6 protein-coding genes are annotated in these 8,602 nt (G+C 66.7%); 3 read left to right on the top strand and 3 right to left on the bottom strand.

Going from position 1 to position 8,602, the window contains the following annotated elements:
* Window positions 1-423: 423 nt before the first annotated feature.
* On the bottom strand, window positions 424-1,338 hold the full coding sequence (locus ASD86_RS12340) for a LysR family transcriptional regulator (protein WP_056110838.1): 915 nt from the start codon (window positions 1,336-1,338) through the stop codon (window positions 424-426).
* Between the two features lie 100 nt (window positions 1,339-1,438).
* Here ASD86_RS12340 and ASD86_RS12335 point away from each other — a divergent pair, with 100 nt between their 5' ends.
* On the top strand, window positions 1,439-2,704 hold the full coding sequence (locus ASD86_RS12335; RefSeq protein ID WP_200957248.1) for an MFS transporter: 1,266 nt from the start codon (window positions 1,439-1,441) through the stop codon (window positions 2,702-2,704).
* 247 nt (window positions 2,705-2,951) lie between these two features.
* Here ASD86_RS12335 and ASD86_RS12330 read toward each other — a convergent pair whose 3' ends face one another.
* Complete coding sequence (locus ASD86_RS12330; protein WP_056110837.1) at window positions 2,952-3,857, bottom strand: LysR family transcriptional regulator; 906 nt, start codon at window positions 3,855-3,857, stop codon at window positions 2,952-2,954.
* A gap of 122 nt (window positions 3,858-3,979) precedes the next feature.
* Between ASD86_RS12330 and ASD86_RS12325 the strand changes: the two genes are divergently transcribed.
* Window positions 3,980-5,227 (top strand): SGNH/GDSL hydrolase family protein, encoded by a 1,248-nt coding sequence (locus ASD86_RS12325; protein WP_056110835.1) that lies wholly within the window; start codon window positions 3,980-3,982, stop codon window positions 5,225-5,227.
* A gap of 128 nt (window positions 5,228-5,355) precedes the next feature.
* Window positions 5,356-6,372 carry a zinc-binding alcohol dehydrogenase family protein gene (locus tag ASD86_RS12320; RefSeq protein ID WP_056110833.1) on the top strand — a complete coding sequence of 339 codons (1,017 nt, stop codon included), beginning with the start codon at window positions 5,356-5,358 and terminating at the stop codon, window positions 6,370-6,372.
* 141 nt (window positions 6,373-6,513) lie between these two features.
* Here the strand turns inward: ASD86_RS12320 and ASD86_RS12315 are convergent, their stop codons facing one another.
* Complete coding sequence (locus tag ASD86_RS12315; protein WP_056110831.1) at window positions 6,514-8,568, bottom strand: prolyl oligopeptidase family serine peptidase; 2,055 nt, start codon at window positions 8,566-8,568, stop codon at window positions 6,514-6,516.
* Window positions 8,569-8,602 lie beyond the last annotated feature (34 nt).

The following is an 8,602-nucleotide window of genomic DNA, read 5'->3' as shown; positions in this document are numbered from 1 at the left end:
GCCACAAAAGAAAGTCACCAAAGAAAAAGGCGTTCCTGTTTCGAATCAAGAGCCGCACGATCGATGCCCNNNNATCCTGCACGCCGCCCTTCGGGTGTGCTGTTGCTAACGCGAGTTCGATGCTTCGCAGCGCTGGATGAACTGCGCGGCTTCAAGCTCAAGCTGAGCTAGGTGGTCTACCTGTAGGAGCGGCGCGAGCCGCGACCGCGGGAATGCGGCTACGACGCGGGTCGCGAGGTTGTCGCGATGACGCGGTCGCGACTCGCGTCGCTCCTACAGGCAGGCCATGAGAGCGCGACTCGCTCGTGCGGAACAGGCGCCAGATGCATGAATACAACTTCCGATCTGCATCTGAATAAAACGCAATTCAAAAACGCCATGCGGCCGTCAGGCTGATACCGCTGGTACGTAAGGACGCCCCCCTTACCCACCCCGCTCCCAAGGCGGCACCTCGCCGAACGACTCGGCCACGAAATCCACGAACGCCCGCACCCGCGACGGGACGAACCGGCGCTGCGGCATCACCGCGTGGATCGCGGTGTCGGGCAGTTCGTAATCGGGCAGCACCTGGACCAGACGCCCGGCGCGCAGATCTTCGTGGACGTGCCAGGTCGAGAAGTGGGCGATGCCCAGGCCGGCGAGCGCGGCGTCGCGCAGGACTTCGCCGAAATTGCTTTCGAGCCGGCCGTTGACCCGCACGGTGCTGGCGTGACCGTCGCGGTCGAGGAAGCGCCAGTACTCCATCCGCCCCTGCGCGCCGACCAGCAGCAGGCATTCGTGCTCGCTGAGGTCCTGCGGCACCCGCGGCGCGACGCGCTGGCGCAGGTACTCGGGCGAGGCGGCGAGCACGCGCCGGTTGTGGGCGAGTTTGCGCGCGACCAGGGTCGAGTCGTCGAGTGCGCCGATGCGGATCGCCAGGTCCATGCCCGAGGCGATCAGGTCCAGGCGTTCGTCGTTGAGGTTCACGCTCAGCCGCACCAACGGGTAACGACGCTGGAATTCGGGCAGCAGCGGCGAGATGTACTGACGGCCGAACGAGGCCGAGGTGGTGACCCGCAGCAGGCCGGAGGGTTCGCTGCCGGCCTGGCGCAGGTCCGAGGTCAGCGCGTCGAGGTCCTCGATCAGGGCGCGGCCGCGCTCGGCCAGGGCCATGCCCTCGGCGGTGGGGTGCAGTTGCCGGGTGGTCCGGTGCAGCAGGCGCACGCCAAGGTCGCGTTCGAGCCGCTTGAGCCGCTGGCTGGCGACCGCGACCGACAGGTCCAGGCTGCGCGCGGCGGCGCTGATCGAGCCGAGGTCGAGCACGCGCAGGAACAGGTTGAGGTCGTCGACGCGGTCCATGGACTTTCAACGAATCGTTGATAGTGATTCCGCATCTTGGCGGTTTTTCTACAAGATGCAACGGACCAGACTGCCGCATCGTTTCCACGGATGCGCCCGCATGCACGCTTCATCGTCCGCTCCCGCCGCCCGCAAGGGGCTGCCCGTCGCGCTGTACGCGCTGACCGTCGGCGCCTTCGGCATCGGCACCACCGAGTTCGTGATCATGGGCCTGCTGCTGCAGGTCGCCGCCGACCTGCAGGTCGGGCTGGCCGCGGCCGGCCTGCTGATCTCCGGGTACGCGCTGGGCGTGTTCGTCGGCGCGCCGGTGCTGACCATCGCGACCGGGCGCATGCCGCGCAAAGCGGTGCTGGTCGCACTGATGATCATCTTCACCCTCGGCAACATCGTCTGTGCGATCGCGCCGAACTACACGGTGCTGATGATCGCGCGGGTGATCACCTCGCTCGCGCACGGCACCTTCTTCGGGGTCGGCGCGGTGGTCGCGACCGGGCTGGTGCCGGCCGACAAGAAAGCCTCGGCGATCTCGATCATGTTCACCGGCCTGACCGTGGCGACCTTGCTCGGCGTGCCGGCGGGCGCGTGGCTGGGTCTGCATTACGGCTGGCGTTCGACCTTCTGGGCGGTGTCGGTGATCGGCGTGATCGCGACGATCGTCATCGCCACGCTGGTGCCGAAAGACAAGAGCAAGCCTGAGCCGGTCGCGCTGCGCCGCGAGGTCAAGGCGGTGGTGCATCCGCAGGTGCTGCTCGGCCTGGCGATGACGGTGCTCGGCTTCGCCGGTGTGTTCACCGTGTACACCTTCATCCAGCCGATTTTGACCCGCATCAGCGGTTTCACCGAGGCGGCGGTGTCGCCGATCCTGCTGGTGTTCGGGATCGGCATGATCCTGGGCAACATCGTCGGCGGTCGATTGGCCGACAAGCGTCTGACGCCCGCGTTGATCGGTACGTTGATCGCGCTGGCGGTGGTACTGGGCGTGATGACGTTCGCCTTGCACAACCCGATCGCCGCGATCGCCTTCGTCGGTTTGCTCGGCGTGGCCGCGTTCGCGACCGTGCCGCCGCTGCAATTGTGGGTGCTGCAGAAGACCGATCCGGCCGGGCAGAACCTCGCGTCGAGTTTGAATATCGGCGCGTTCAATCTGGGCAATGCGCTGGGCGCGTGGCTGGGTGGCGCGGTGATCGAGCATGGGCCCGGGTTGGGCGCGGTAACTTGGGTGGCGGCGTTGGTGACGCTCTCAGGTTTGGTGCTGGCGGTGTGGGCGGCGCGGTTGGATCGGCCGGGGCGGTTGGCGACGCATGGCGATGCGGTTGCGTCGGATGCTGACGACGCCGCTGCGGCAACGGCGTGTGCGGCGGGTTGAGTCGCTGAGTCGTTGAGTCGTTGAGTCGTTGAGTCGACGACTCTCGCTGACGACCGCCCCCTACACAGATATCTGCAATCAACAGGCGCCGGCACGCATGCACGTCTTTGCTCTTGCTCGTCATCCCCGCGAAGGCGGGGATCCAGAGACTTCAGAGTCATGTCGCGATGAAGCCCTGGATCCCCGCCTTCGCGGGGATGACGGTCTTGGAGTACGCGATGCTGCCGTGTCAGCACAAAACAGCTTGTCACTGCACAGCAACAAACCCCGGCAACCCCACCAATCGCTCGCGCAAGAACTCCAGAAACACCCGCGTCCGCAACGGCAAATACCGCCGCGCCGGATACAGCAGATACACCTCATGCGCCGACGCCCGCCACTGCGGCAATACCCAGCTCAGTTCGCCGCTGTCGATCAGGTCTTGCACCAACCACGCCGGCGCCAGACCCACACCCGCGCCGATCAGAAAACTCTCGCGTATCCCCAGCGAGTTGTTGATCCGATAGCGGCCGTTCGCCTGCAAGCGCTGCACTTCGCCGTCCGGCCCTTGCAGTTCGACGCTTTCGCTGGCCCAGGCGAAGCGCAGGTAGTTGTGGTCCAGCACGTCGCGCGGGGTTTCGATCGGCTTATGCGCGCGCAAGTAAGCCTGGGAAGCGACCAGTCCGCGCGGCGACAGCGCGATCCGGCGCGCGACCGCGTTCGGCGGCAGGTTCGCGCCGAGCCGCAGCGCCGCGTCCATACCTTCCTCGACCAGATCGACATAGCGATCGTTAAGGATCAGCTCGATCTCGATCTGCGGATACGTCGCCAGGAATTCCTGCACCAACCGATTGAGTCGCAACACACCAATGCTGACCGGTGCACTCACCCGCAACAGCCCGGCCGGGGTTTCCGTAAGCCCGCGCGCATCGGCGACGGCTTCGCCGTATTCCTCCAGCACCCGGCGCGCGCGTTCGTAGAAACGCCGGCCTTGCTCGGTCGGCGCGAGATGGGTGGTGCTGCGTTGAAGCAGGCGCACGCCCAGTTCCTGTTCCAGCGCGGCGACGGTCTTGCTGACAGTCGGCTGGGTGGTCTGCAGTTCGCGCGCGACCGCCGACAGGCTGCCGAGCTCGACCGCGCGCACGAAGGTGCGCATGCCGCGAAGGGTGTCCATGGCTCTCCCGCGATCCCATTCCGAAATGGAATGACGCCTATGCGATTTTGCCTGCTACCGAGCGATATCGGAAGAACGCATCGTGGCTGCGTCGAATCCCCGACGCTTCCCGGTTTCCGCCCATGAACGCTTCCACCTTGCTCAAACCCCTGACCGCCGCCACGCTCGCCGTGGCCCTGTCGGCACCCGCCTCGGCAACCGACACGCATTGGGTCGGCACCTGGAGCGCCAGCCCCCAAGCCACCTGGGGCACCGATTTCGTGCTGCCCACCGCCACCCCGCCCCATCTGCGCGACCAGACCCTGCGCCAGATCGCGCGAGTCAGCGTCGGCGGCGGACGCGTGCGCATCGCTTTGTCGAATGCCTACGGCGCGCAGCCGGTGACGATCGGCGCGGCCCGGATCGCGCTCAGCACCGGAGGTTCGCGCATCGACCCGGCCAGCGATCGCGTGCTGAGCTTCGGCGGCCAGCCCGGCGTGACGTTGCCGCCGGGCGCGCCAGTGCTCAGCGATCCGGTCGATCTCGACGTCGCCGCGCTCGGCGAAGTCGCGGTCAGCCTGTACCTGCCGCGCGACACCGCGGTGCAGACCTTTCATTGGGAAGGCCGCCAGGATGCGTACCTTGTCACCGGCGATCGCACCGCCGACGCGCAGCTCGCGCGCGCCGACACGCTGCAAACGCGGCCCTTCCTCAGCGGCGTGTACGTCGAATCCGCGCGGCCGACGCGCAGCGTGGTGGTCCTCGGCGATTCGATCACCGACGGCGCCGCGTCCACGTCGAACCGTAATCACCGCTGGCCCGATTTTCTCGCCGAGCGTCTGGCCAAGCGCGACATCGCCGTGCTCAACGCCGGCATTTCCGGCGGCCAGGTCTTGCACGACGGCATGGGCGTGAGCGCATTGGCGCGGTTCGAACGCGACGTGCTGAGCCTGAAACCCGACACCGTGTTGGTGCTGCTGGGCATCAACGACATCGGCTGGCCCGGCAGCAGTTTCGAACCCAAGCGCGAAGCGATGAGCGCGCCGCGTCTTATCGCCGGTTATCGCCAGTTGATCGCGCGCGCGCACGTGCACGGCGTGCGCATCGTCGGCGCGACCCTGACCCCGTTCGAAGGCGCGCTGCCGGATGCGCCGATCCACGATTACTACAACACCGACAAGGACAAGGTGCGTCAGGCCGTCAACGCCTGGATCCGCGACAGCGGCGAGTTCGACGCGGTGGTCGACTTCGACGCGATCACGCGCGATCCGTCGCACCCGCAACGCTTCCTGCCGGCGTACGACTCCGGCGACCGTCTGCACCCGGGCGACGCGGGTTATCGGGCGATGGCCGCGGCGGTCGACGAAGCCGTGCTGTTCGGCGCGCGCTGATTTCTGATGCACCGCATCGACTCGCCCGGATGCAACCGCCTTCGCATCATCGTTCGCCAAGTTTTCGCACAATCCGGCCTCGCCACCACGATGCCGGCCTCACCTCCCCAAGCACTCTGGAGTTCGCAATGAAAGCCGTAGCCCTCACCCATTACCTGCCGATCGACGACCCGCAATCGCTGCTCGATGTCGACCTGCCCGCGCCGGTCGCCAGCGGCCATGATCTGCTCGTGCGGGTGGAAGCGATCTCGGTCAACCCGGTCGACACCAAGGTGCGTTCGCCCAAGCCGCAGGTCGAAGCGCAGCCGCGCGTGCTCGGCTACGACGCCGCCGGCACGGTCGAGGCGGTCGGCGAAAACGTCACCCGCTTCAAGGTCGGCGACCGCGTCTATTACGCCGGCGACATCACCCGTCCGGGCAGCAACAGCGAACTGCATCTGGTCGACGAACGCATCGTCGGCGCCGCGCCGGCCTCATTGAGCGCGGCCCAGGCCGCGGCGCTGCCGCTGACCGCGATCACCGCGTGGGAGCTGCTGTTCCAGCGCATGCCGTTCGATTCCGAACACGGCGGACAGGGCAAGTCGCTGCTGATCCTCGCCGGCGCCGGCGGCGTGGGTTCGATCGCGATCCAGCTCGCCAAGCGCGCGGGCTTCACCGTGATCGCCACCGCCTCGCGCGGCGAGAGCATCGACTGGAGCAAGCAGATGGGCGCCGATCACGTGATCGACCACCGTCAGCCGCTGGCGCCGCAGCTCAAGGCGCTGGGTTTCGAACACGTCGACGCCGCGCTGAACCTGGCCGACACCGATCGCTACTGGGACGTGCTGGGCGAAGTGCTCGCACCGCAGGGCCATGTCGGCCTGATCGTGGAGCCGTCGGGCGCGCTCAAGATCGGCGATCCGTACAAGGCCAAGTGCATCGGCATCCATTGGGAAATGATGTTCTCCCGGCCGCGCTTCCAGACCGCCGACATGATCGAGCAAGGCCGCATCCTCGATCGCGTCGCCCAGTTGATCGACGCCGGCGAACTCAAGGGCACGCACAGCGCGACCATCGGCACGATCAACGCGGCGAACCTGCGCGAAACCCATCGCCGGCTGGAGTCGGGCAGCACGATCGGCAAGCTGGTGTTGGCCGGCTGGTGATGCCTCGCATCGCGACGACCGCATCGGCTTCGATGCGATCGTCGCCGCATACGAAAACGCGAAGGGCGCTGCAGCGATGCAGCGCCCTTCGTTTACCAGTGAATCGAGCCGCGTGCGGCGGCCGGCGCGCGCCGTCGCGGATTACAAACCCGAACCGCCGCACCCCTTGAGCAGATAGGTTTCGATCAAGCGCAACTGATCGCCCATGATCTCGCGCGTCCACGCCGGGCCGTGCGCATAGTCGGCGATCGGGTGGTACTCGACCGGTTGTCCGGACGCCTTGGCCTTGTCGGCGAACCACTCCGACTGTTCGATCGGCACGGTCTGATCGCGGTCGCCGTGGTAAATCATGATCGGAATCTTGATCTTGTCGGCCTGGTCGATCGGGCTCAAACCTTCGACGGTCGGCGCCTGCGCTTCGCGGAAGAACGGGTTGGTGTAGAAGCGCGCCCAGATCTTGCGGATGTCGGACACGCCGGCGCCGGCGATCGCGCACTTGTACAGACCGTTCGGACGCACCGACGCGGCGAACGCGGCATAACCGCCGTAGGAGAAGCCGAACATCGCCACGCGGCCGGGCTGGGCGATCTTCTGCTCGATCAACCAACGCACGCCGTCGTCCTTGTCGTCCTGCATCTTCTGGCCCCACTGCGCGTCGCCGGCGATCCACAACTGGCGACCCCAGCCCTGCGAACCGCGGTACTGCGGCTGCAACACCGCCATGCAGCGCGACGCCATGAGCGGCACCCACATCGAGCCGTCGAAGCCCATGTGATCGCGCGACCACGGCCCGCCGTGCGGATGCACCACCGACGGCCATGGACCGGCGCCGCACAGGTCGGTGCTCGGCGTGGTCAGGAACGCCGGAATCGTCTGCCCGTCGCGCGCTTTGTAATACACCAGCTTGGTCTGACCGAGCGCGCCGCGATCTATCTGCGGATACGCCTTGCCCAGCGACGACAGCTTGCCGTCGCGCAGCAGGTAGTACTCCGGCGGACGCGCCGCGCCGTCGACCGCGACCACCGCGGTATTGAGATCGGCGGTGTAGTCGACCAAGCGGTAACCGGCGTGGCTGTCGTAACCGACCGTGGCGCGCTCGCCGTTGGCCGGATCGACCAGTTCGGTCGGCGTCGGCGCGAGTTGCAGCGCCGCGCGCAAGGCCTGATCGAGCGCCTTGAGCTTGGGATGCACCCATTGCACGTCGGAGCCGCGCGGGCCTTCGTAACTCAGGCCGAGAATCTCGCCGAGGCCTACGCCGTCCACGCCCTTGACCCGGTTGACGATGGTCGAGGACGCATCGAAGAAGCGATGCTCGAACAGATTCTCCTTCTTGCGCTTGGCGGCGATGTCGTATTCGTAGATCACCGACTTGTCGCGGCCGACATTGCTGCGCACGAAGGCGATGTTCGGATCGTCGGCGAAACCGACCACCTCGACCTCGTCGCGGCTTTTGACGTAGGAACGGAAGTGCTCTTCCCACTCGCCGCTGCTGGGATTGCGGAACTGCGCGGCGACGAACGCGCCCTTGCCGTCGGTGTCGTTGCTCAGGCGCGCGGCCAGGTTGCCCTGGGTGTCGGTGAGATAACCGGCGACGCGATCGTGGCTGCGCTGCACGCGCTCGGCCTTGAACGTGCGCAGGTCGACCTTGTACACGTCGCCCGAAGTGGAACCCACGCGGTTGATCACCAGCACGTGATCGGGATCATTCGGCAAGGTGTCGAGGATCGACGGCACCGACAGCGCCTGTCGCACCTGCTCGTCGCGGCTTTCGGCGCGCTGCTGCGGCATCGGCTCGCGCCACTGCTTGCCCTGCAGGTCGGTGATCATCAACTTGTTGGTGAAGGTCTTGTACAGACGGTCGGCGCGCATGTCGTAGGGCTGCCACAGCGACACCGCGAGCAGGTCGTCCTTGATGAAGGCCACGCCCTGCAGTTTCATCTTGGCCGAGCCGATCACGGTCGGCGCCTTGTCGAGCGCGCCGGTTTCCCACACCAGGATCACCCGTTCTTCGCCGCGCGCCTGCAGCGCCGCGAGGTGCTTGCCGTCCGGCGACAGACTGAAACTCGACATCGCCGGATACGCCGCCAGTTGTTCCACCGTCGGCGCCGCCGGCTTGGCTTGCGCGACGCCCGCGCTCAGCCCCGCGCTCAACGCCAGGCCCGACGCCAGATACCGGAATAAATGGATTTTGCCCATGAAACGCCCCTTTTCGTGCGGACAAAAAAAAGCC

The organism is Lysobacter sp. Root690, from assembly GCF_001427785.1.
In the GTDB taxonomy this organism is placed as follows: domain Bacteria; phylum Pseudomonadota; class Gammaproteobacteria; order Xanthomonadales; family Xanthomonadaceae; genus Lysobacter.
The sequence above is the reverse complement of the archived record's forward strand: the minus strand, read 5'-3'. Positions and strand labels throughout refer to the sequence as shown.